At 66.4% G+C, this 21,196-nt stretch carries 21 protein-coding genes; 11 read left to right on the top strand and 10 right to left on the bottom strand.

Annotation, left to right across the window (positions count from 1 at the left end; all coding sequences use genetic code 11):
- Window positions 1–8 precede the first annotated feature (8 nt).
- From ASC68_RS04350 to ASC68_RS04340, 3 genes are all read left to right on the top strand, one after another.
- Window positions 9–1,364 carry an oligosaccharide flippase family protein gene (locus tag ASC68_RS04350; protein WP_055875245.1) on the top strand — a complete coding sequence of 452 codons (1,356 nt, stop codon included), beginning with the start codon at window positions 9–11 and terminating at the stop codon, window positions 1,362–1,364.
- 94 nt (window positions 1,365–1,458) lie between these two features.
- A complete protein-coding gene (gene leuC, locus ASC68_RS04345) occupies window positions 1,459–2,862 on the top strand; it encodes a 3-isopropylmalate dehydratase large subunit (protein ID WP_055875242.1) in 1,404 nt (467 codons plus the stop codon).
- On the top strand, window positions 2,853–3,287 hold the full coding sequence (locus ASC68_RS04340) for a metallopeptidase family protein (protein ID WP_055875240.1): 435 nt from the start codon (window positions 2,853–2,855) through the stop codon (window positions 3,285–3,287). The genes leuC and ASC68_RS04340 overlap by 10 nt, the downstream gene beginning before the upstream one ends.
- A 150-nt stretch (window positions 3,288–3,437) precedes the next feature.
- Here the strand turns inward: ASC68_RS04340 and ASC68_RS04335 are convergent, their stop codons facing one another.
- Window positions 3,438–3,752 (bottom strand): hypothetical protein, encoded by a 315-nt coding sequence (locus tag ASC68_RS04335; protein ID WP_055875237.1) that lies wholly within the window; start codon window positions 3,750–3,752, stop codon window positions 3,438–3,440.
- Window positions 3,753–3,996: 244 nt separating this feature from the next.
- Here ASC68_RS04335 and ASC68_RS04330 point away from each other — a divergent pair, with 244 nt between their 5' ends.
- Window positions 3,997–5,205: a GGDEF domain-containing protein gene (locus tag ASC68_RS04330; RefSeq protein ID WP_055875234.1), complete on the top strand. Its 1,209-nt coding sequence runs from the start codon at window positions 3,997–3,999 to the stop codon at window positions 5,203–5,205.
- A 7-nt stretch (window positions 5,206–5,212) separates the two neighbouring features.
- On the opposite strand, the gene ASC68_RS04325 is transcribed toward ASC68_RS04330, so the two are convergent.
- The 4 genes from ASC68_RS04325 to deoD all read right to left on the bottom strand — a co-directional run bounded on the left by ASC68_RS04325 (window position 5,213) and on the right by deoD (window position 7,046).
- Window positions 5,213–5,500 carry a hypothetical protein gene (locus ASC68_RS04325; protein WP_055875231.1) on the bottom strand — a complete coding sequence of 96 codons (288 nt, stop codon included), beginning with the start codon at window positions 5,498–5,500 and terminating at the stop codon, window positions 5,213–5,215.
- Window positions 5,501–5,713: 213 nt separating this feature from the next.
- Window positions 5,714–6,172, bottom strand: coding sequence for a hypothetical protein (locus tag ASC68_RS04320; protein WP_156387231.1), 459 nt, complete (start codon window positions 6,170–6,172; stop codon window positions 5,714–5,716).
- Window positions 6,148–6,336 carry a hypothetical protein gene (locus ASC68_RS28570; protein ID WP_156387230.1) on the bottom strand — a complete coding sequence of 63 codons (189 nt, stop codon included), beginning with the start codon at window positions 6,334–6,336 and terminating at the stop codon, window positions 6,148–6,150. The genes ASC68_RS04320 and ASC68_RS28570 overlap by 25 nt, the downstream gene beginning before the upstream one ends.
- Entirely contained in the window at window positions 6,333–7,046 is a 714-nt protein-coding gene (gene deoD / locus ASC68_RS04315) for a purine-nucleoside phosphorylase (protein ID WP_055875224.1), read from the bottom strand. The genes ASC68_RS28570 and deoD overlap by 4 nt, the downstream gene beginning before the upstream one ends.
- Before the next feature lie 105 nt (window positions 7,047–7,151).
- On the opposite strand from deoD, the gene argC reads away from it, so the two are divergent.
- On the top strand, window positions 7,152–8,102 hold the full coding sequence (gene argC, locus ASC68_RS04310) for an N-acetyl-gamma-glutamyl-phosphate reductase (protein ID WP_055875220.1): 951 nt from the start codon (window positions 7,152–7,154) through the stop codon (window positions 8,100–8,102).
- Between the two features lie 167 nt (window positions 8,103–8,269).
- On the opposite strand, the gene ASC68_RS04305 is transcribed toward argC, so the two are convergent.
- Complete coding sequence (locus ASC68_RS04305; RefSeq protein WP_055875216.1) at window positions 8,270–9,484, bottom strand: FAD-dependent oxidoreductase; 1,215 nt, start codon at window positions 9,482–9,484, stop codon at window positions 8,270–8,272.
- A 286-nt stretch (window positions 9,485–9,770) separates the two neighbouring features.
- Here ASC68_RS04305 and ASC68_RS04300 point away from each other — a divergent pair, with 286 nt between their 5' ends.
- The 4 genes from ASC68_RS04300 (at window position 9,771) to ASC68_RS04285 (ending at window position 15,531) form a co-directional block, all read left to right on the top strand.
- Window positions 9,771–10,109, top strand: a complete 339-nt coding sequence (locus ASC68_RS04300; protein ID WP_055046886.1) for a P-II family nitrogen regulator — start codon at window positions 9,771–9,773, stop codon at window positions 10,107–10,109.
- Window positions 10,110–10,135: 26 nt separating this feature from the next.
- Window positions 10,136–11,491: an ammonium transporter gene (locus ASC68_RS04295; RefSeq protein ID WP_055875212.1), complete on the top strand. Its 1,356-nt coding sequence runs from the start codon at window positions 10,136–10,138 to the stop codon at window positions 11,489–11,491.
- A gap of 476 nt (window positions 11,492–11,967) precedes the next feature.
- Window positions 11,968–13,167, top strand: coding sequence for an ammonium transporter (locus ASC68_RS04290; RefSeq protein ID WP_055875209.1), 1,200 nt, complete (start codon window positions 11,968–11,970; stop codon window positions 13,165–13,167).
- Window positions 13,168–13,719: 552 nt separating this feature from the next.
- A complete protein-coding gene (locus ASC68_RS04285) occupies window positions 13,720–15,531 on the top strand; it encodes an ABC transporter ATP-binding protein (RefSeq protein ID WP_055875206.1) in 1,812 nt (603 codons plus the stop codon).
- Between the two features lie 33 nt (window positions 15,532–15,564).
- Here the strand turns inward: ASC68_RS04285 and ASC68_RS04280 are convergent, their stop codons facing one another.
- Window positions 15,565–16,062: an isoprenylcysteine carboxylmethyltransferase family protein gene (locus tag ASC68_RS04280; RefSeq protein ID WP_248310487.1), complete on the bottom strand. Its 498-nt coding sequence runs from the start codon at window positions 16,060–16,062 to the stop codon at window positions 15,565–15,567.
- A 284-nt stretch (window positions 16,063–16,346) separates the two neighbouring features.
- On the opposite strand from ASC68_RS04280, the gene ASC68_RS04275 reads away from it, so the two are divergent.
- Entirely contained in the window at window positions 16,347–17,345 is a 999-nt protein-coding gene (locus ASC68_RS04275; protein ID WP_055875198.1) for an LLM class flavin-dependent oxidoreductase, read from the top strand.
- Between the two features lie 129 nt (window positions 17,346–17,474).
- On the opposite strand, the gene ASC68_RS04270 is transcribed toward ASC68_RS04275, so the two are convergent.
- Window positions 17,475–18,122, bottom strand: coding sequence for a TetR/AcrR family transcriptional regulator (locus ASC68_RS04270; protein WP_055875195.1), 648 nt, complete (start codon window positions 18,120–18,122; stop codon window positions 17,475–17,477).
- Between the two features lie 211 nt (window positions 18,123–18,333).
- On the opposite strand from ASC68_RS04270, the gene ASC68_RS04265 reads away from it, so the two are divergent.
- On the top strand, window positions 18,334–18,582 hold the full coding sequence (locus ASC68_RS04265) for a DUF1127 domain-containing protein (protein ID WP_197421041.1): 249 nt from the start codon (window positions 18,334–18,336) through the stop codon (window positions 18,580–18,582).
- Here ASC68_RS04265 and ASC68_RS04260 read toward each other — a convergent pair.
- A complete protein-coding gene (locus ASC68_RS04260) occupies window positions 18,579–19,982 on the bottom strand; it encodes an aminotransferase class V-fold PLP-dependent enzyme (RefSeq protein ID WP_055875191.1) in 1,404 nt (467 codons plus the stop codon). The two genes, ASC68_RS04265 and ASC68_RS04260, sit on opposite strands and share 4 nt — an antisense overlap.
- Before the next feature lie 111 nt (window positions 19,983–20,093).
- Window positions 20,094–21,191, bottom strand: a complete 1,098-nt coding sequence (gene leuB / locus ASC68_RS04255; protein ID WP_055875189.1) for a 3-isopropylmalate dehydrogenase — start codon at window positions 21,189–21,191, stop codon at window positions 20,094–20,096.
- Between the last annotated feature and the right edge of the window lie 5 nt (window positions 21,192–21,196).

The raw sequence follows: 21,196 nt of genomic DNA, 5'->3' as shown, positions 1-21,196 counted from the left end.
GGCCCGCCATGTCCAACGCTCCCTCCGACCTTCGCGCACTGCTGCGCACCGGCCTCAGCCGGTCGCTGGCATCGCTGCTGATCAAGGTCGCCACCGCCGGGCTGACCTACCTGATGTATGTGGTGCTCTCGCGCAGCATGGGCGCCGCCGAGTACGGCTATTTCGCCTTCGGCCTGAGCCTTGCCACCATCCTCGCCATCGGCGCCTCGATGGGCCAGCAGACGGCGGTCCTGCGCTACTGGCCGGAAGAGGATGTGGCCGGGAGGCACGACAAGGCCTTGTCGGCGCTGCGCTCGGGTGGCGCGCTGACGCTCATCGCCGGCCTCGTCCTCACCGCGCTGACCATTGGCGGGGCGGCGGCGGCCGGCCTGTTCGGCGGCGCGACCTGGCACCTCTATGCCGCCGCCGCCCTGATCCTGCCCATGGCCTTCGCCGAATACTGGTCTTCGGCGCTCCGGGCGCAGGGCTCAGTATGGACGGCGCTGGCGCCGCGCGACATCCTGTGGCGCGTCCTCACCCCGCTCGCCATCGTGGCGCTGTTCGCCTTGAACGCCCCGCTCACCGGCTGGCAGGCGCTGCTGCTGACCGCCGTGCTGCTGGCCGTGGCGCTGGCGCTGCAATACGCCCTCGCGCGTCTCCGGCGCTACGAGATCGCCCCGGGCTTTGCGACGCTCCGGCCCTATTGGCGCGAGCATGGCACGGCGAGCCGCTGGTTCCTCATCGGCACGGTGATCGATTCCGCCGCGCTCAACATGGACACCATCTTCATTGGCCTCCTGGTCACCGCCGAGGCCGCCGGCATTTACTTCAACGCCTTCCGCACCGCCGGGCTGCTGACCCTGTTCATGTTCGCCATAACCCTCGTGGTCGCGCCGATGGTGTCGCGCCACTACCATGCCGGCGAAATGAAGCAGGCGCAGGCGATCACTGCATTGTGTGCCTGGGCCGGTTTCGCCTTTTCGCTGGCGGTGTTCCTCGGCTACCTGGTCTTCGGCAACCAGATCCTTGCGCTGTTCGGCGATCACTCCATTGCCGGCTACTGGGTGCTGATCCTGCTCAGCATTGGCCTGCTGTTCGACGCCGCCACCGGCCCGTCGCGCATCGTCATGATGATGACCGGCCATGAGCGCGATTACGTGCGGATCTGGGGCGCCATCATGCTGGTCGGCCTGCTGCTGGAGCTGGCAGTGATTCCGGTTTTTGGGCTGATCGGCGCCGCCGCGGTCAACGCCCTGTCGCGCGCCGTGGCGCAGCTCGCCATCGCCCGCTGGAACCGCCGCCACATCGGCATCGACACCACGCTGCTGGGCGCCTTCCGCGTGCGTGGCCTCCCCGATGCACCCGCTCGCATGGCACCCTTGTAACCTCTGAGCCCTCTGCCAATCTTGACCTGACACGCGAGCGGGGCTTAGAACCCCCCGTTACTCCCTTAACCCCCGAGTGGAACCTCCAGCAAAAATGGCCGGCAGAACTCTGTACGATAAGATCTGGGACGATCACCTTGTTTCCAACAACGAGGATGGGACCAGCCTTATTTACATTGATCGCCACCTGGTCCACGAGGTGACGAGCCCGCAGGCCTTCGAGGGTCTGCGCATGAACGGCCGCAAGGTCCGGGCGCCGGAGCGCACCCTCGCCGTGGTCGACCACAACGTCCCCACCACCGACCGTTCGCTGCCCAATCCTGACCCGGAAAGCGCCATCCAGATCGCCGCGCTGGCCGAGAACACCAAGGATTTCGGCATCGAGTACTACGATCCCTTCGATAAGCGTCAGGGCATCGTGCACATCGTCGGCCCCGAGCAGGGCTTCACCCTGCCCGGCATGACCATCGTCTGCGGCGACAGCCACACCTCGACGCATGGCGCGTTCGGCGCACTGGCGCACGGCATCGGCACTTCGGAAGTCGAGCACGTGCTCGCCACCCAGACGCTGATCCAGCAGAAGGCCAAGAACATGCTGGTGCGTGTCGATGGCCAGCTGCCCGAGGGCGTCACCGCCAAGGACATCATCCTCGCCATCATCGGCGAGATCGGCACGGCCGGCGGCACCGGCCACGTCATCGAGTTCGCCGGCGAAGCCATCCGTGCGCTGTCGATGGAAGGCCGCATGACGGTCTGCAACATGACCATCGAGGGCGGCGCCCGCGCCGGCCTGATTGCGCCCGACGAGAAGACCTTCGAATACGTGAAGGGCCGGCCGCGCGCGCCGAAGGGCGCCGCCTACGACCATGCCGTCGAGTACTGGAAGACCCTCTATTCCGACGCCGACGCGCATTACGACAAGGTGGTGATCCTCGACGCGGCGAAGCTCCCGCCGATCGTTTCCTGGGGCTCGAGCCCCGAGGACGTGATCTCGGTCAATGGCGTGGTTCCCAATCCCGACGACATCCAGGACGCCAACAAGCGCGCCAGTAAGTGGCGGGCGCTCGAGTATATGGGCCTCGAGCCGGGCACCAAAATCACCGACATCACCGTCGAGCGCGTCTTCCTCGGCTCCTGCACCAATGGCCGCATCGAGGATCTCCGCGCCGCTGCCAAGGTGGTGGCCGGCCGCAAGGTTGCCGCCGGCGTCAACGCCATGGTGGTGCCGGGTTCGGGCCTCGTGAAGGAACAGGCGGAAGCCGAAGGTCTCGACGTGATCTTCAAGGATGCCGGTTTCGAGTGGCGCGAGCCGGGCTGCTCGATGTGCCTTGCCATGAACCCCGACAAGCTGAAGCCGCACGAGCGCTGCGCCTCGACCTCGAACCGCAACTTCGAGGGCCGCCAGGGCTTCAAGGGCCGCACCCACCTGGTCTCGCCGGCCATGGCGGCAGCCGCGGCGGTCACCGGCCACTTCGTCGACATTCGCGAGTGGCAGTAAGCCCCAATCCGTGGACGGAGCGCGCAGCTCCGTCCCTCGACGATTTCGAAGAGATCGCGGCAGCGGCTTTCGAGGCGCTGCCAAGAGAGTTCAAGGCGCTGGCCGGGAACGTCCCCTGCATGGTGGCCGAATTCCCTGATGAAGAGACGATGACCGAGATGGAGCTCGAAACCGAGTTCGACATTCTCGGGCTGTTTCGCGGCATCGGCCTGCCGCAGGGCGGCGCCTCGCCGCAGACCGGGCAACTGCCCAACCAGGTCTGGCTCTACCGCCGCCCCATCCTCGACTACTGGGCCGAAAGCGAAACAGAGGAAACGCTGGGTGAAATCATCACCCACGTGCTGGTGCACGAGATCGGCCACCATTTCGGCTTTTCCGACGAAGACATGGAAGCCATCGAGGCGGCGGCGGAACGGGGCCAATAGGCCGCAGACGGCCCCCTCCCGGCCTCCCCCATGAAGGGGGAGGTGAAGAGTCGAGGCTCTGTCTTCGATTGTGCCTGGTGAAGCGGCGGAGCACCTCCCCCTTCATGGGGGAGGATGGGAGGGGGCCGTCTCTCTCAGTCGATTAGCCGCTCAGTCCCGCTGGTTGCCGTCCCGCGGCACGAACTCGTAGTAGTCATCCAGCACGCCCGGGCGCTCGTCCTCGACCAGCAGCCCGTATTTCTGGCCATCGAAATGTTCGAACCATTCGTCCCAGGCCACCAGGTCGAGCCCGCCGAGCCGGTCGCCATACTGGTTCTCGCCGGCATTCAGCGCCTGCTGGTCGAACAGGATCCGCAACACCGGCGGGCCGCCGATACCGGTTGACCGGTCCTCCATGGCCGGATTGCCGGAGCGCGCCGCTGCCCAGAGCCGGATATCCTCGTGCTTGGTGAGGACCTGAGTCATTTCGATGCCTTTCTGGTCTTGTTCAGAACCCGAGCTTAGCGGGAAAACTGCTATAGCTTAAGTGGTCGCGGCGCCGTCCGGTTCCAAGTGCCGATCACCATCGAGCGCCCTGTTCGGACTTGGCTTTACGGCGCTGGTGGCTCAAACTGCGACAGCGCGCCACGGTGCTGTGGGCATGCTGTTAACCAGTTCTTTCGGGGCCACCCTTACTGTCATTCCATCATTAGGGACGCGATTGCAGGGCATGGCCGGAGCGGGCTTCATACTCGCCATCAACCTATTCATTGCCGCGCTGTTTGCGCTGGCCTTCTTCCTGGTCGGCGTCTCCAACCGGGCGGACAAGGTCGCGCCGTTTTTCTCCCTCGCTTACGTCTTCGGCATTGTCTACATCGCCTCGGAATTCATCCTGCCGCAGCAGGATTATCCGCAGTTCGCCTACACCGCCGGCTTTGCCGCCTTCCTCGGCGCCGTCACCGCGGTGACCCTGGGCGTGGCGCGGCGCTATGCTCGCCCGCTGCCCTGGGCCGGCGTCAGCGTCATCGTCATCGTGTCGGTGGCCGCCAACTGGTTCGGCTACACCCTGCCGCACGATACGGTGGAGCGGAACCTGATCTACCAGACGCCTTATGCCGTCATGCAGGCCTGCGCCGCCTGGATCATCCTCGCCTCGCGCCGCCGCCAGCCGATCGATATCGGGCTCGTGGCGCTGTTCGCCCTGAGCGCCATGCAGTTCCTGTCAAAGCCCTTTGCCGCCGTGCTGCTCGGCGGTTCGGGCGACAGCTCCTACACCTACCTCGCCACCACCTATGCCCTCTATTCGCAATCGCTCGGCGCGATCCTCCAGGTGGCAACAGGGCTGCTGATGTTGATGCTGCTGGTGCGCGACATGCTGGTCGAGATCACTGCGCGCTCGGAGACCGATCCGCTGTCCTCGGTCTACAACCGCCGCGGCTTCGAGGAGCGCGCCGCCCCCGGCCTGCAGCAGGCAAGCGTGCCGGCGGCGCTGGTGCTGGCCGACCTCGATGCCTTCAAGGCCATCAACGACAATTACGGCCACGACACCGGCGACCAGGTGATCATTGCCTTCGCGACGCTGCTGCGCGACACCGCGCCGCCAAAAGCAGTGGTCGGCCGGCTGGGTGGCGAGGAGTTCGGAGTATTCCTGCCCGGCGCCAACCTCGCCGTCGCCCGCCTCCTGGCGGAAACGCTGCGGACCGGTTTTGCCGCACAGCCGGTGGCCGGGCTACCGCCCTTCGTGCGCTGCACCGCCAGCTTCGGCGTCGCCGAGCGCATGGACGGCGAGAGCCTTTCCGGTCTCCGCCGCCGCGCCGATGCGGCGCTCTACACCGCCAAGCGCGATGGCCGCGACCGCGTTGCTGTGGCTGGCGATCCGCATGCCGACGCGATGCCGGCCCATCCGCTGGCCGGCACCTCACTCGCCAAATCCGCCTGAAAACGCTCTAGTTCAGGTCACGCCGCTCGACGAACTCGAACGCCGTCTTGTCGCTCACCCGCAGCGCCAGGTGCTGCCGGTCGAGCTCGGCCAGCCATGCCGTCCATGAGCAGGGGCTCATGCCGTCGTCCTGGCTCGGCGTCTCGGTCGGCGCCGCCGGCCGCGCGAAGTTCAGCGCCAGCCGCGCCCGCACCTGCCCGTTCGGATCGGGAACGCGGCGCAAAGCCGGCTTGCCATGACGCGCCGTCACCCAGTTCTGGATATCGCGGTGTTCGATGAGTGTGTGGGTATTCATTCTGGCCTCCCCTCAGATGCCCTAACTAACTTCCCAACGCCAATTCGGCGGTTCAGTTCCGCCCAGTTTGGCTCCCTCCCATGCGACATTTATGACAGGTCGAGATCGGCTCCGGCAGCCGATCTTCAGACCCCGCTGCGGGCCGCGGCGTCTTGACTTGGCCAAGCGCTTGATCGCGCTTTGAAGACGCACGTTCCTCAATTTTCGGAGGCTTCAGGCGCGGGCCCGCCGCAGCACTTTTTCCACACGCGTCCGCTTGGCGCTGGCCTCGATCGAGGTGAGGCGCGCCTCGAGCAGGCGCACGAATGCCTCTCGATGCGCCGCGTCGATCACCGGCAGCGCCTGTTCGGCGTACATCGGGAACTGGTTCGGCGCCGCGCCGTCGAGCCGCTCGAGCAGCACCGGCAGCGCCTTGCCGCCATGCCCGGCCGCGGCGAGCTTGACGAGGATCGCCACCGCCTTGTCTTTGGCGATCACCGAACCCTTATCCGCCGCAACGAGGATCGCCGGCAGTTGCGCCAGCACCGCATCGGGTTGCAGCGATGTGATCGTCTCGATCGCCTGCAAGGCGCCCCAGACATTGCGGTTGTTCTTGCCGCCAAGCAACTTGAGGAACGCAGGGGCGTGCGGCGCCACCAGCTCCGGCTTCAACGCGCCGAGCTCGTACAGCACCTTGATGGCGTCGTTGGAAACGGCAGTCGTCCCCGTCGCGAGCGCCCCGGCCAGCTCGGCGATGGCAGCGGGTCCGGTTTTGCCGCCAGCGCCTCCGCCAGCTCGACATTGGGCTGCTCGTCGTTGCGGCCCAGCGCCGAGGCGAGTTTGCCGAGGACGCTCATGCGCCGATCGCGGTATCGAGCGCCAGGGTGATCATCTCCCTGAGCGACGACTGCCGGTCCTCGGCGCTGAGTTCGGCATGGGTGATCAGGCAATCGGTCATCGTGCAGATGGCCAGCGCCTTGCGGTCGAACCGCGCCGCCAGCGTATAGAGCGCCGCCGCCTCCATCTCGACCCCGAGGATGCCATGCGCCGGCAGCCGACCATAACCGGTGAGGCCGGGCTCGATGTGGTAGAATATATCGGACGAGAGCATATTGCCGACGTGGTAGCGCATCCCCGCCTTCTCGGCCCGCTCGACGCTGTCGCGCAGCAGCCCGAAATCGGCGATCGGCGCGAAGTTGAACGGCGTGAAGGCGTCGCGGACAATCGCCGAATCCGTCGTCGCACCCTGCGCGATGATCAGGTCACGCACCTTCACCTTGGCATTGAGCCCGCCGCAGGTGCCGACCCGGATCAGCTTCTGCAGGCCGTAGACGTTGATCAGCTCGTGCACATAGATCGACAGCGATGCCTGCCCCATGCCGGTCGCCTGCACCGAAACGGGCTTGCCCTTCCAGCTGCCGGTATAGCCGAGGCAATTGCGCACCGAGTTCACCAGCCTCGCATCTTCGAAGAAGTTCTCGGCGATCCACTTGGCACGCAAGGGGTCGCCGGGCAGCAGCACCGCCTCGGCATAGTCACCGGGCTTGGCGTGATTGTGCGGGGTCATTTCGGCCTCTCATATGATGGTGTTTGCGCCACCAAACCCTTTGCAGATGACAGAGGCAACCCCTATATGTCCCCGCGCATTCAACCCCTTTATTGGGAGTCTCACATGGTCGCGAAAATCTTCATCGACGGCGAAGCCGGTACCACGGGTCTGCAGATCCGCGAGCGCCTTGCCGGTCGTCGCGACCTCGAGGTGATCTCCATTGCCCACGACAAGCGCAAGGATCTCGAGGAGCGGAAGCGCCTCCTGAACCTCGCCGATGTGGCGATCCTCTGCCTGCCTGACGATGCGGCCAAGGAAAGCGTGTCGCTGATCGAGAACGACACCACCAAGGTGATCGATGCCTCGACCGCGCACCGCATCGCCGAGGGCTGGGCCTATGGCTTCGCCGAGATGGATAAGGTGCAGTCTGCCGCCATCGCCAATGCCACGCGCGTCGGCAACCCCGGCTGCTGGCCGCAGGGCGCCATCGCGACGCTGCGGCCGCTGGTAGAAGCGGGCCTCGTGCCGGCCGATTTCCCGGTCACCGTCAACGGCATCTCCGGCTATTCCGGCGGCGGCCGCACCATGATCGAGGACTATGAGGCACAGGGCGAGAACGCCAATGAGTTCGCGCTGTACGGCCTCACCTTCAAGCACAAGCACCTGCCCGAGCTGCAGAAATACGCCAAGCTGGCGCATACCCCGCTGTTCCAGCCCGCTGTCGGCAATTTCCGGCAGGGGATGATCACCGCGGTGCCGCTGCAGCTCTGGAGCCTTGCCAAGGTGCCGACCGGCGCCGAGCTTCATGCCGCCATCGCCGACCATTTTGCGGCAATCCCGCAGAGCTTCGTCGATGTCGCGCCGCTGTCCGATCTCGAGCGCAGCCCCGAGCTCAACCCCGAGCTCTACAACGACACCAACCGCATGCGGCTGCACGTCTTCGCCAATGATGCGAAGGCCCAGGCGTTGCTGGTCGCGGTCTACGACAATCTCGGCAAGGGCGCGTCCGGCGCCGCGGTGCAGAATCTCAACCTGATGCTCGGCGTCGCCGCCGACACCAGCCTGGCGGCGTAGCCGACGCTTCCAGCTCCCACCGGTGGCTGCGGCCCCCCACCCTTGATCCCTCCCCGCAAGGGGGAGGGAGACGCAGACTGCGATGTTAATGTGAGGGTCTCCCTCCCCCTTGCGGGAGGGGACAGGGGTGGGGGTCAGCCCGCGCCGGCAGTTCAGTAACGCAGCCCCTAAATCTGCAGCCCGCGCAGCAGTTTCGGCCCATTCCGATCAAGCCCGGCGGCACGGGCGATCAACAGGTCCTTGACCGGCGGCAGCCGGTCGACCACGCCCATGCCGAAATCGCGCAGCGCCCGCACCGGCGCGACATCGTTCGAGAACAGTCGCACCATCCCGTCGGTCACCATCGCCATCAGCGCGGTGTCGAAGCGCCGCCAATGCTGGTAGCGCTCGAGCACGTCGGCGGCGCCGTGGTCCTGCCCGAGCCGGATCGCATCGATCACCACTTCGGCCAGCGCCGCCACGTCTTTCAGCCCCAGGTTCAGCCCCTGCCCGGCCACCGGATGCACCACATGCGCCGCATCGCCGATCAGCGCCAGCCGTGGCGCGACGAAGCTTTTGGCGATCTGCAAGCGCAGCGGGAACGCCTGCAGCCCTTCCTCGAGCGTCACGCGCCCGAGGCTCGAGCCCATCACCGCCTCGATCTCGGCGGCGATCGCTTCCGCCGGCCAACCCTTCAACTCAGCCGCCCGCTCACTGCTCTCGGTCCACACCAGCGATGAGCGCCGGCCCGGCAGAGGCAGGCTGGCGAACGGCCCGGCCGGCCGGAAATGCTCATAGGCCGTGCCCTCGTGGTCGAGTTCGTGCGTGATGGTGGTGACCAGCCCGGATTGCCGGTAATCGTGCGAGATCACCTCGATCCCGGCCATGCGCCGCAGCGCCGATTGCGCCCCGTCCGAGGCGATCACCAGCGGCGCCATGATGGTGCGGCCGTCGGCAAGGCTCAGCCGCGCCATGCCGGGGTCGGCGGCAAAGCCGGTGATTTCCACCGGCGCGATGATCTCGACGCCCTCGCCCAGCGCGCCGAGCAGGGTCTCGGCCACCAGCTGGTTGGGCACCAGGTGGGCGAACGGCTCGCCCGGCGCCACGTCGCCCAGAAAGCTCAAGAACAGCGGCCGCGAAATGTCGCCGGTACCGGAATCGGTGATTTTCATCTGTCTGACCGGCTCGGCACCGATCGCCATCGCCGTCCACACGCCCAGCTCAACGAAGATGCGGCGCACTCCCGCGGCGATGGCCGAGGCGCGCTGGTCCTTGGGCACCGAGAACGGCCGTCGATCGAGCAGCGCGACGCGAAGACCCTTCATCGAGCGGCTCAACGCAAGCGCCATGGTCAGGCCCACCGGCCCGCCGCCCACGATCACGATGTCAAAGCTGTCGGCCATAGGAGAACTCCGCTTCCCCGCTATGTCGGACTTCTCGCCGGCCCACGCAAGGCGATGCTTTGCCGCGTCGTAGTGCTGCACAAAGTGTCAGCACCTTGACCGAATCTGCCCAACTTCTGTGCATGAGCCTTGTGCAGATCAGGCCGCTGCACCGTCGCTAGGCACGGTGCATCCGTCTTTCCTTAATAGAATCATAAGCTTGGCGATTGCGGCCGCAGTTTGGCACGCGACTTGAGTCTGTTTGAGCCGATTGGAGACCGTCCAACACGTATCGAAAGGGGCATCCATGAAGCTGGTGATCGCAATCATCAAACCGTCGCGCCTGGAGGAGGTCCGCCAGGCCCTCAACTCGCTCGACGTCCACGGCATGACCGTGACCGAAGTCAAAGGCTATGGCCGGCAGAAGGGCCATTCCGAAATCTACCGCGGCACCGAGTATGCCGTGCACTTCCTGCCCAAGCTCAAGATCGAGATCGCTGTCGACGACGCCCAGTCCGACGCCATCGTCTCGGCCATCCGCGAGAGCGCCCAGACGGGCCGCATCGGTGACGGCAAGATCTTCGTGCTCGACCTGTTGGCCGTCACCCGCATCCGCACCGGCGAAACCGGCGCGGCCGCGCTCTGATGCCGCTACCCTCTGGAGAAACCCCAATGACAGACTTGAAGTTGTCAAAAGTCCTGGGAGCTGCGGCACTGGCCTCGCTGGCTCTCGCTCTGCCTGCCTTCGCGCAGGACGCCGCGGCGCCGGCCGCTGAAGTCGTTCCGATCATCGACAAGGGCGACACCGCCTGGATGCTGGTCTCGACCATGGTCGTCTTCGTGATGATCGTGCCGGGCCTCGCCCTGTTCTACGGCGGCCTGGTCCGCGCCAAGAACGTGCTGTCGATCCTCAGCCAGGTGCTCGGTGGCGTCGCCCTGATCGCCCTGCTCTGGGTGGCCTACGGCTACACGCTGGCCTTTGGCGGCAGCGAAGGCGGCCTCTCGCCCATCATCGGCGATTTCTCCAAGCTGTTCCTGTCGGGCGTAACGATCGAGTCGACCGCCGCTACCTTCTCGGCCGGCTTCCAACTGCCCGAACTGGTGTTCGTGGTGTTCCAGCTCACCTTCGCCTGCATCACCTCGACCCTCATCGTCGGCGGCATCGCCGAGCGCATGAAATTCGGCGCCGTGATGCTGTTCCTGGCGCTCTGGTTCACCTTCTCCTACCTGCCGATCGCCCACATGGTCTGGGCCGGCACCGGCTACCTGTTCGGCCTCGGTGCCTATGACTTCGCCGGCGGCACCGTGGTGCACATCAACTCCGGTGTGGCCGCACTCGTCGCCGCCATCGTCCTCGGGCCGCGCACCGGCTTCCTCAAGGAACCGATCCCCCCGCACAACCTGACCTTCGTCTTCATCGGCGCGGGCCTCCTCTGGTTCGGCTGGTTCGGCTTCAACGCCGGCTCGAACCTCGAAGCCAACGGCCTCACCGCCCAGGCCTTCCTCAACACCATCACTGCCCCGGCCGCTGCGGCCCTGGCGTGGGGCCTGGCTGAGAAGTTCACCCGCGGTCACGCCTCGCTGCTCGGCTTCGCCTCGGGCGCCGTCGCCGGCCTCGTCGCCATCACCCCGGCCGCCGGCTTTGCCGGCACCATCGGTGCGATCGTCCTCGGCGCCATCGCCGGTGTGGTCTGCCTGTGGGCCGTCGTGACGCTGAAGCCGATGTTCAAGTACGACGACTCGCTCGACGTGTTCGGCATCCATGGCGTCGGCGGCATCGTCGGCGCCCTGGGCACCGCGTTCGTCGCCAGCCCGACCTTCGGGGGTTACCCGCTGGCCGGCTACGAGATGTGGAGCCAGTTCGTCAAGCAGCTGACCGGCGTCGGGATCGCCATCGTCTGGTCGGCCGTGGTGGCGCTGATCGCCATGTTCATCGTCAAGGCAGTGTTCGGCGGCGCCCGCGTCACCGAGTCGGCCGAAAGCGATGGCCTCGATCTCTCGAGCCACGGCGAGCGCGCCTACAACTAACCGGACCACCTGGATCCACGACGCGGACGAGGACCTCCTCCCCTTCGCCCGCGTCACCCCCGGAGAGCCGGGCTCGCACTCGGCTCTCCGACCCCGAAAAACCAGGCGCCAGCCCGGTTCTTCGACCTCCCGCTGATCGCGGCGTGCAGCTCACGTACCTCTTGGCCCGCCACAGAGGCTTCCCACTCGCAAACCGCGTGGGCTGCACACCCCGGTCAACGGCGTCCGGGCCCGGAAACGGGACCGGCACCCGCCCCGCCAGGCGATTGCCGCTCTGCCCAGATTCTGGGCAGCGCCGGGTCGTTGACCGCCCAAATCTTGAGCACTTCGCTGCCCGCGAAGCTGGCGCATCTTGCCCGGCGGCGTAACTCACTGAAACCGCTGCACTCTTTCCGCCCGCTCAACTGGCACGCGGCTTGATTGCCGTGCCCCCGAATTAACCCGGATGCGAGCCGGGTGTTGCTTGGGAGGCTTCAATGGCTGAGTCCGCAGGGCTCGACGTATTCTTTGTGCTGGTCGGCGCGATCCTGGTGTTCGCCATGCATGGCGGCTTCGCCTTCCTCGAGCTGGGGACGGTGCGCGGCAAGAACCAAGTCAACGCGCTGGTCAAGATCCTGGTCGACTTCGCCTTCTCGACCCTGGCCTATTTCGTCATCGGGTACAGCATCGCCTACGGCGTCACCTTCTTCCACAATGCCGCAACGCTCTCGGGCGGCGGGGCCGGTTTCGCGCCGCAGGGCTTCAGCCTGGTGAAATTCTTCTTTCTCGCCACCTTCGCCGCGGCGGTGCCCGCCATCATCTCCGGCGGCATCGCCGAGCGCGCCAAGTTCTGGCCCCAGGTGATCGCTGCCGCTGTCATCGTCGGGCTGATCTATCCGTTCTCCGAAGGCATCGTCTGGAATGCCAATTACGGCATCCAGGCCTGGCTTGAATCGAGCTTTGGCGCCCGCTTCCACGATTTCGCCGGCTCGATCCAGGTACATGCGCTCGGCGGCTGGCTGGCGCTCGCCGCGGTGTTGCGCATGGGCGCCCGCATCGGCCGCTACGGCCCGAACGGCCGGCCGTTTGCGCCATCCTCGATCCCGTGGCTGGCGCTCGGCACCTGGCTGCTCTGCATCGGCTGGTTCGGCTTCAACGTCATGTCGGCGCAGTCGGTCGCCGGCGTCTCCGGGCTCGTCGCCATCAACTCGCTGATGGCCATGGTCGGTGGCATCATCGCCGCCGTAGTGATCGGCCGCAACGATCCGGGCTTCACCCATAACGGCGCGCTGGCCGGCCTCGTCGCCGTCTGCGCCGGCTCCGACCTCTACCACCCGCTGGCGGCACTCGCCGTGGGTGCGGTGGCGGGCGTCATCTTCGTCAAGGGCTTCACCTGGACCCAGGAGAAGCTGAAGGTCGACGACGTGCTCGGCGTCTGGCCGCTGCATGGCCTGTGTGGCCTGTGGGGCGGCATCGCCGCCGGCATTTTCGGGCTCGAAGCGCTGGGCGGCATGGGCGGGGTGTCGTTCGTTACCCAGCTGGTCGGCTCACTCGCCGTCTCCGTCTATGCTTTCGCCGCCGGCTATGTGCTGTACTGGCTGTCCAACCGCGTCGCGCCGGTCCGCCTCAGCGACGAGCAGCAGCGCCGCGGCGCCGACCTGTCGATCCACTCGATCGGCGCCGAACCCGAGTTCTGAGCCGACCCGGGAACGGTTCTCCTTCCGCGCTCGTTGAGAGAGCGGAAGGAGAGTCCCATGTCTTTCATGAGCAAGGCAAAGTTCATCGATTTTCCGGCGATCGCCTTGATCATCGCGATCATCCTCGTGCCAGTCGCCATCGCGCTCGTCGTCTAGAGTGGGCCAGCTTGAAGGGGCAGCACCACGGAGTCATTCCCGCGAAAGCGGGAACCTCCGTTTGCGGAGCGTGCGGCCAAACCGAGATCCCCGCTTCCGCGGGGATGACCGGTGCCGGACGCGACACAGTCCCTAGCGGCACCAGTTTCCCGTCCTGCTTGCCGCAACTGAAAAACCTCTCTATGAGTCGTCTCCTTCGGCCAGCCACAGGGAGGCGCGACATGACAGCATTCCGACCTCGCCTCGCAGGGCTTACCTCCGGTTTTCACCGTTAGGTCGCCCGCGGTCCTCCTGTAGAACGCTTCGCTTGCTAGCCGCCGGACTCTCCGGCTCTTTTCCAGTTTTGCTCTTTTCCGGGACCGGATGGCTGCCTCGTGCGGCGTCCGGACGAACGACATGGCTTCTTCCAAGAAAACTCAGCGCGGCCAGGCCTATGGCAAAGTGCTCGGCTTCGCCGCCGCCCACTGGCGCCGGCAGCCCAGGCGCGTTGCCCTCATCATGGGCCTGTTCTTCATCGAGACCGTCGCCGACATCCTGACTCCGTTCTTTGCCGGTCGGCTGGTCGAGGCAGTGGCGAGCGGCGCCGCGACCAACGAGATCGCCTGGAACGGCGCGATGACCGCCTTCCTGGTTATCGTGGCGCTCGGCGCCGCCTCGGTGCTGGTCCGCCAGCTGGCGTTCCAGACCATCATCGCGCTCACCCTGCGCATGATGAGCGATATCGCCCAGAACGCCTTTCACCGGGTGCAGCGCTTCTCGTCGGATTGGCACGCCAACTCCTTTGCCGGCTCCACCGTGCGCAAGATCACTCGCGGCATGTGGGCGCTCGACAGCCTCAACGACGTGATCATGATGGCGCTCTTGCCTTCGCTGGTGATGCTGGTCGGCACCACAGTGATGCTGAGCCTGTTCTGGCCGGTGATGGGTCTCGTCATCGGTGTCGGCTCGCTGATCTACATCACCGTCACCGTCAGCCTCTCGACCCTCTGGGTCGCGCCGGCCGCCAGCCTTGCCAATGCCTGGGATACCCGCATGGGCGGCGCGCTCGCCGATGCGGTGAGCTGCAATATCGTGGTCAAGGGCTTTGGCGCCGAGGACCGCGAGGAGGCTCGCCTCGGCCACGTCGTCGACAAGTGGCGCCGACGTACCTCGCGCACCTGGAACCGCGGCACACTCAATGGCACCATCCAGAACACCATGCTCTGGGTGCTGCGCTGCGCCATCATCGGCTCGGGCCTGCTGCTCTGGCAGAGCGGCGCGGCGACAGCCGGTGACGTGACCTTCGTCATCACCACCTTCCTGGTGCTGCAGGGGTACCTGCGCGATATCGGCCAGCACGTCCGAAACCTGCAGCGTGCCGTCAACGACATGGAAGAGCTGGTGGCGCTCGACGACCAGAAGCTCGGCATCGAGGATAAGCCCGGCGCCAGGCCGATGCTGGTCAAGGCCGGCGCCATCGACTTCGAGCATGTCGACTTCCATTACGGCGTGCATCTGAAGCCGCTCTATCGCCAGCTCGACGTGCATATCGCGCCGGGAGAGAAGGTCGGCCTCGTCGGCCATTCCGGCTCAGGCAAGACCACCTTCGTCAAGCTGATCCAGCGCCTGCACGACGTCTCGGGCGGCCGTATCGTCATCGACGGCATCGACATCCGCGACGTGCAGCAGGCCTCGCTGCGCCAGCAGATCGCCATCGTGCAGCAGGAGCCGGTGCTGTTCCACCGCTCGCTGGCCGAGAACATCGCCTATGGCCGGCCCGGCGCCACCCGGGCCCAGATCGAGGAGGCGGCCAAACTCGCCAACGCCCACGACTTTATCGCCAGGCTGCCCAAGGGCTACGAGACGCTGGTGGGCGAACGCGGCATCAAGCTCTCGGGCGGTGAGCGCCAGCGCGTCGCCATTGCCCGCACCTTCCTGTCCGATGCGCGCGTCCTGATTCTCGACGAAGCGACCTCCAGCCTCGACAGCGAAAGCGAGCTGCTGATCCAGCAGGCGATGGAGCGGCTGATGGTCGGCCGCACCACCATCGTCATCGCTCACCGGCTCTCGACCGTGCGGGCGCTCGATCGCCTCCTGGTGTTCGACGGCGGCAAGGTGGTTGAGGAAGGCACGCACGAGCAGCTGGTGAAGCGCGACGGCGGCATCTACCGCCGGCTGTTCGAACGCCAGGCGCTGGAACTGATCAAGGGCCTCGAGGCGGCCGAGTAACGACCACGACCCGGTCCGGCTTTCCGGGCCGGGTCACTGCTCCGGGTTCCACGGCGTCAGCCGCGGGATCCAGCGCCGGACATTGGCCCGGTAGCGCTCGTATTGCGCCCCAAAACTACGGGCCAGCGTCGGCTCTTCGTAGCCGATGACGAACAGGTGGACGATCAGCCAGATCGCGGCGCCATAGGCGAGGACGGCGAGACTGCCGAACAGCAGGCCCTGCCCGAGGATCAGCGCCACCACCGCCACATACATCGGGTTGCGTACGAACCGGTATGAGCCGGTGACCACCAACGTCTCGGTCGGATAGACCGGCGCCGGTGTGCCACGTCCCACGAGTGCAAAGCGGGCAAAGGTCTCGGCCAGCAGCACCGCTCCCAGCAGCAACACCAGCACGCCGAGCCAGCGCAGCGGCTCGATGCCACCGAGCGCTGGCCCCACCTGCCACCCGGAAATCCAGTATGGGATCAGCCCGGCGACGATTCCGGGCGCCACGAACAGGAAGATCACCGTACCGGTGATCGGTGCCATGCGGCTGGTCCCCGGCATGAGTTGCTCTCCCTTCGGCAAGGGAGGCTAGCGCGTCGGTGGTGGCTGTCAAATGATCGGCACTCGGAGCGTGTGGCCACCCCCACCCTTGATCCCTCCCCACAAGGGGGAGGGAGAACTGACTGATAGTCTCGGTTCCATCGTCTCCCTCCCCTTGATGGGGAGGGGTAGCGCAGCTTGGCCGCTCGCGGCCTAGCGAAGCTGGGTGGGGTGGAGCAGCACGCCCGGCCCTTCCAATCCATCGTCAAATACCGATATAAGCCCTCATGGCTTCCCTCCCCCTCTCGATCCTCGACCTCGCCCCAGTCTCCGAAGGCACCTCGACGCCCGAGGCACTGCGCAACATCATCGCCCTCGCCAAGCTTGGCGACGAGCTCGGCTTCACCCGGCTCTGGTATGCCGAGCATCACGGCATGCCGTCGATCGCCTCTTCCTCGCCGGAAGTGCTGATCGCCACTGCCGCCGCCAACACCTCGCGCATTCGTGTCGGCTCGGGCGGCGTCATGCTGCCCAACCACGTGCCGCTGCGCGTCGTCGAGACCTACCGGACCCTCAATGGCCTCAACCCCGGTCGCATCGATCTCGGCATCGGCCGCGCCGGCGGCAGCGATGGCCGCACGCTGCAAGCGCTGCGTTCGGTCGGCGGCGAGTATTTCGCCCAGGAACTGGCCGAGATGCTGGCCTTCGAGGAAGCCAATTTCGCCCCCGACCACCCGTTCCACCAGGTAATGGTGGTGCCCGAGCGCGTCGAGCTGCCGCCGGTCTACCTGCTCGGCTCGAGCGGTGCCAGCGCCCAGGCGGCCGGACAGCTTGGTGTCGGCTATTCCTTTGCCGCCCATTTCAGCGCCACTCCGGCCGGCCCGGCCTTCGCCGCCTATCGGGCCGCCTTTACCCCGACCGATGCCTTCCCCAAGCCGCACGCCATCATCGCCGTCTCGGCGCTGGTGGCGCCCACCGACGAGGAGGCGCAGTTCCTCGCCCGTTCCCAGGAGCTGATGTGGGCGCTGTTCCACTCCGGCCAGATACGGAAGCTCGTCTCGCCCGAGGAAGCGGCGGCGCATCAATACACCCCGCACGAAACCCGCATCATCGAAGGCCAGCGCCCCCTCTGGATCGTCGGCTCGCCGTCGACGGTCAAGGCCGCGATCGAGCGCAAGGTCGAGGAGTCGGGCGCCGACGAGGTGATGGTCACCACCACCATGTACGACTACGAACTCAGACTCCGCTCGTTCCGCCTGCTGGCGGAGGCATTCGGGCTGGGCTGATCGTCTGCTCACGCCCCAAACTTGATGCCCACCTCCCCCTCGAGGGGGAGGCAAGCGAAGCTTGCGAGCAAAGCGACAGCTTGCGCAGCTCGGAGGGGGTGTGCGGAGGCACGGTGTCCCCAAGGGGATTCAAGCCGCCAGCGCCTCGCGCGGCACGGCGTGCAGCGCCGCCGGCTGGAACAGCATCTTCACATAGTTGCGCGCCATCAGCATCTGCTCGGGCAGCACGGAGGGGTCGCCGAGCGACTTGCTCATGATGATCCCGCCATCGATGGCGCAGGTGATGTTGCGCGCGATGCGGCCAGGGTCCACCGGTTCGCGCAGCGGATAGGCCGCGACGATCTTCTCGATCATCGATCGGAAGAAGGCGTTCCAGTCCTCGACGATCGAGCTGACCATGGCGCGCACCTCGCGATTGAACAGCTGCTCCTGGTAGCTCATCGTCGCGACGAGGCAACCGGGATGCCCGCCGGGCATCGCCGCCATATGCTCGGCGAACAGCGTCAGCCCGATCAGCAGCTGCTGCAGCGGATCGTCGCTGAGCTCGGCCGCCCGGCCGAAGATCTCGTCGACCAGTTGCCCGAGGCGGCCACGGTGGCGGGCGAGCAGGCCGCGCGCCAACTCGTTCTTGTCGTGGAAATGATAGAAGAAGCCGGATTTGGTGATCCCCGCCTCGGCAATGATCTCATCGATCGAGGTCGCGCCAAACCCCTTGGCGAGCACCCCTGCTTCGGCGATGTCGAGGATGCGTTCGCGCGTCTCATTGCCTTTACGCATGCTGGTCCCTCCAGAAAACCGTACCGCCGGTGCAGTTTTCGGGCCCATCGCCCCATACCGGCATCTCGCCCCGGCGGCCATCTGCCAGGCTACGGAGTTGTTGTGGCTTGCCAATTCGATCCAAGCGCGAACCGCACCACGCGCTCGCTATCTTCCCGACCGAAGTCATCATATGTTTTGTGCAAAGCGGGGCGCGCTGAGGAATATGACGATGACGACCATCGACCTGGACGAGAGCCCGCTGGCCATCCGCCACAATACCGATGCCGGCTTCATCCGGCGCCTGTTGCACCGCTGGGCACAGCGGCGCCGGGAACGCGCCACGCTGCTTGGCCTCAGCCGGATGCAGCCGCATCTGCTGCGCGACATGGGGATCGAGCCCGGCGACATCTTCGACGCGCTCGATGGCAAGCGCAGTTCCGTGCTGTTCAACCCGATGCGAAAGCCCAACCATCGCTAACCCCGCACGGCCCGCCAGGCGGCGATGATGGCATCGGCCGAGAGCTCGATATCCGCTTCGGTGGTGGCGCCTGAGGTGACCGAGATCCGCATCACCCAATCGCCGTGCCACGCGGCGCCGCAGGCAAAGCACACGCCGCCGGCCTGCACCCCAGCGATCACCGCCTCGGTCAGCGCCTTGCGCGTCGCGGCGTCGCCTGCGCCGAAATCGACGATCAGCTGGTTGATGGTGACCTCGTTCCTGAGGTTGATGCCCGGCTCGGCGCCGAGCCGCTTCGCCATCCGCTTGGTCAGCGCGCAATGGCGCTCCACCAGCTCCGCCACGCCCTGCCGCCCCAGCGTCTTCAGCATCGCCCAGACCGGGGTGCCACGGGCCCGGCGTGACAGTTCCGGGACGAAGGCCGAGGGCACCCGGTCGGTCGGGCTGATGGTCGGCAGGTAGCTTGCCCACTGCGTCATGGCGCGCTGATGCGCCTCGCGGTCGCGCACGATGGCGAAGCCGGAATCGTACGGCACCTGCAACCACTTATGGCCGTCGGTGACCCAGGAATCCGCCGCCTCGATGCCATCGGTCAGGTGCCTGAGGGATGGCGTGGCGCGGGCCCAGAGCCCGAACGCCCCATCGACATGCACCCAGGCGCCAGCGGCATGGGCGATCGGGATGATGTCGTCGAACCGATCATAGGCCCCGGTATTGATCTGCCCGGCCTGCGCGATGACGATCTTCGGGCCGGTCAGGCCCCTCAGCGCCGCGTCGAGCGCCGCCACGCTCATCCGGCCCTGCCCGTCGGTGGCGACGCGGATCAGCCGGCGATAGCCGAAGCCGATCAGCTGCAGCGCCGAAAACATCGAGGAATGCGCGTCGTCGCCGATCAGCACGTGCACCGGCGGCGCACCGAACAGCCCGTCGGCATCGGGGTCCCAGCCGGCATCGAGCAACACCCGGGTGCGCGCCGCGGCGAGCCCCACGGCGCCGGCGACAGTGGCACCGGTGGTAAAGCCGATCGAACTTTGCCGAGGCAGGTCGAGGATCTCGAGCAGCCAGCGCTCCGCCACCTCTTCCATCGCGGCCGCCGCCGGGGTCGGGGTGTGATAGCCGGCATTCTGCCCCCAGGCGCTGACCAGCCAGTCGGCCGCCACGCCCGCCGGGTGCGAGGCGCCCATCACCCAGCCGAAGAACCGCGGCCCGGTGATCGGCATCAGCCCGCCTTCACTGCGCCGGACCAGCTCCTCGAGCACATCGAGCGGCGCCGCGCCCTGTTCGGGCACCGGCTCGACCAGCCGGTCGCGCATCTCGGCGTAGCTGTGGTCCGGGCGGCCGGCATGTTCGTTGAGCGAGGCGCGATAATCGACAGCATGGTCGACGGCGCGGTTCAGCAGCGTGCGTAGATCGTAAGTCATAATATGACCTCCCCGATATGCCGGAGAAATCATAGCGCACCTGAAGCCAAGATGAACAAGGGCCCGCCACCCCCTCGGGTACCGGGCCCTCTCGAACTAATGCCAGTGCTCTTACGCCGCGAGCTTCTTGAGGATCGCGGCGCCCATCTCTTCGGTGCCGACGGTCTTGCGGTTGTCCTGCGCGATATCGCCGGTGCGCAGGCCGTCCGCCAGCACGCTCGAGATGGCGGCTTCCAGCCGGTCGGCCAGCGCCACCAGGTTGAACGAATAGCGCAGCGCCATGGCGAACGAGGCCAGCATGGCAATCGGGTTGGCGACGCCCTTGCCGGCAATGTCGGGGGCCGAGCCATGCACCGGCTCGTAGAGCGCCTTGCGCTTGCCGGTCACCGCGTCGGGCGCCCCGAGCGACGCCGACGGCAGCATGCCGAGCGAGCCGGTGAGCATCGCCGCGGCGTCCGACAGGATATCGCCGAACAGGTTGTCGGTGACCATCACGTCGAACTGCTTGGGGTTGCGCACCAGCTGCATCGCGGCGTTGTCGGCGAGGATGTGGTGGAATTCCACATCCGGATAGTCCTTGGCCACTGCCTGCGCGACTTCATCCCACAACACGCCCGACTTCATGACGTTCTTCTTGTCGGCCGAATGCACCTTGTTCTTGCGGGTGCGGGCGAGGTCCATGGCGACGCGGACGATCCGGTCGATTTCGTAGGTCTCGTAGACCTGGGTATCGATGGCGCGCTTCTGCCCATTGCCGAGATCGGTGATGGTCTTGGGCTCGCCGAAATAGACGCCGCCCGTCAGCTCGCGCACGATCAGGATGTCGAGGCCCTCGATCAGCTCGCGCTTCAGCGACGAGGCATCGGCCAGCGCCGGATAGCAGATCGCCGGACGGAGGTTGGCGAACAGTTTCAGGTCCTTGCGCAGGCGCAGCAGGCCCGCTTCCGGACGCTTCTCATAGGGCACCTTGTCCCATTTCGGCCCACCGACCGCGCCGAAGATCACTGCATCGGCGGCGAGCGCCTTCTGCATGTCCTCCTCCGAGATCGCCTCGCCATGCGCGTCATAGGCGCACCCACCGACAAGGCCCGAGTCGAAGGTGAAATCCGTCTCGCCCTGGCTGTTCAGCCAGGCGATCACCTTCTCGACCTCCTTCATGATCTCGGTGCCGATGCCGTCGCCGGGGAGAAGGAAGAGTTTCTGGGCCATTTTGC

Origin of the sequence: Devosia sp. Root105, from assembly GCF_001424865.1 — a bacterium.
Lineage (GTDB): Bacteria > Pseudomonadota > Alphaproteobacteria > Rhizobiales > Devosiaceae > Devosia_A.
This window is presented reverse-complemented; position numbering and strand designations above follow the sequence as displayed.